Raw genomic sequence first — 1,732 nt, 5'->3', positions numbered from 1 at the left:
GCCTGGGTCCTGGTCCTCATCGTGATCTGGCTTTCTCGTGATCGCGAGGAGGCGTTCGGAGCCGTTGCGGTCGGGTTAGGCGGTTGGGGTGCCATAGCCGCGAGGTTATGTGAAACCGGGAGAGCCGGGGCGAGTTTTGGACCTCGAGGCAGCACGTTGCTCCTTTGTGGATGGATGTACAGCACTTACAACGTAGGGTCTCTTCCGTAGGTTCACGTGCTCACCACTGAACCCGGCCGACTCGATCTGTTTGTGTCCTGGCCCAACGCATCTGATGCAGGTCGGGGAGGTTGATGCCTTGGATCAGTAGATGTGGTGCCGCTCAAGGGATCTGGTGCGCTTGCGGCGCGTGTGCTTGGCCGTCGCCAGCATGAGGTGACTGTCCGAGAGCCCACGCCTGACGGGTATTGTCTCGATCCATGATCCGTGGAGCGGTGTTCTTTGATGTCGATGGAACGCTGACGCCGACCAGCAGCGGCCAGCACCTCGCCGAACTCGTCGGCAATGCCAAGGAGATCGCGGAAATACAAGCCGGCTACGGAGCCGGCACCTTGAGCAGTGACGAGTCTTGCGTGCTCGAGGCTCGTGGGTGGGCAAGCAGGACACCCGCTGAAGCCCAGGCGTTTCTGGAGTCGATGCCGCTGGTGGACGGCATAGCGGAGACGGTTTCGTGGTGCCGGGCTCACTCGCTCGCGCCTGTGCTGGCCACGCTGGCGTGGGACTTCGTCGGCACCTACCTGTGCAGCCGCTTCGGCTTCGACCGAGCGTGCGGACCACGCTTGCAGGTAGTCGACGGCCGCTACAGCGGCGAGGTCGCCGAGCAGTTCGACGAGCAGGCCAAGCGCGATTTCGCCGTCAGGGTGGCCGCCGAGTTGGGCGTCGAACTCCGGCATTGCGCGGCCATCGGTGACGGGCGATCGGATGTGCCGCTGTTCGGCGTGGTCGGCTGCGCAATCGCGTTCAACGCAACCCCCGAAGCTCGTGCCGCCGCCAGCGCAACGGTCAACGGCCCTGACCTACACGCCGTCGTGCCCGGCCTGAGCGCCTGGCTGGAGACCATCGCCTTGCCCGCTAACTGACAACGCGGGGAGAAGCGTCTTCCCGCAACTTGCGCGCCCGGAGTCCTGCTTGCTTGTGGTTCTGGGGGCTCTCGGCTGTGCACGTCGACGCAGTGCAGTACGCGCAGCGGGCAGCTACCGAGGCGCGGAGCGGCTGCGAGGATCACGCCTTCTGCGGCGGGTCTGTTGGTGGGAGGCGGGTTGAGGGGCGGGCTGCGGGCTGTCGCCGGCGGGCAAGAAGTTTTCCCTGCCGGATTCGAGGTCGCGTATGTCGATGCCGGCGGGTGTGAAGTGCGCCGATCGATGGGTGAGACTGCGGGGGTGGCGTTCGAGCGGGTGCCGCCCGTGCGTTCGTTTCCGTCGTACCGGGGCCAGCGCAACTACCCGGGCTTCTACTGGTCGTCCAGTTCAGGGGCGCATGTCGGATACGAGTCCTGGCTGGAGCGCGACGAGGCCATGGCGATGGACTTCGACACGACGGTGGTCGCATTCGCGGCGCAGCCGTTCTGGTTGTTTTGGCCAGAGGGCGGTCGGACCCGGTCTCACGCGCCGGACTTCTTTGCACGTAGGGCGGACGGATGAAGTTCCACCCTGGGACCGGTCACCGGGGTTTCATGCCGCGAGGGCGTGGGCTTGACGGTAGCAGGCACGCGTTTCGTGGGGCGTGCGGTGGT

General features: G+C 65.6%; 2 protein-coding genes. Both read left to right on the top strand.

The window, feature by feature from the left end; translation table 11 throughout:
* Positions 1-419 precede the first annotated feature (419 nt).
* Complete coding sequence (locus AB0H52_RS31930; RefSeq protein WP_357952010.1) at positions 420-1,079, top strand: HAD family phosphatase; 660 nt, start codon at positions 420-422, stop codon at positions 1,077-1,079.
* A gap of 300 nt (positions 1,080-1,379) precedes the next feature.
* Complete coding sequence (locus tag AB0H52_RS31925) at positions 1,380-1,640, top strand: TnsA-like heteromeric transposase endonuclease subunit (RefSeq protein WP_357952008.1); 261 nt, start codon at positions 1,380-1,382, stop codon at positions 1,638-1,640.
* Positions 1,641-1,732 lie beyond the last annotated feature (92 nt).

This window comes from Micromonospora sp. NPDC050695 (assembly GCF_040654415.1).
Classification (GTDB): Bacteria; Actinomycetota; Actinomycetes; order Mycobacteriales; family Micromonosporaceae; genus Micromonospora.
This window is presented reverse-complemented; position numbering and strand designations above follow the sequence as displayed.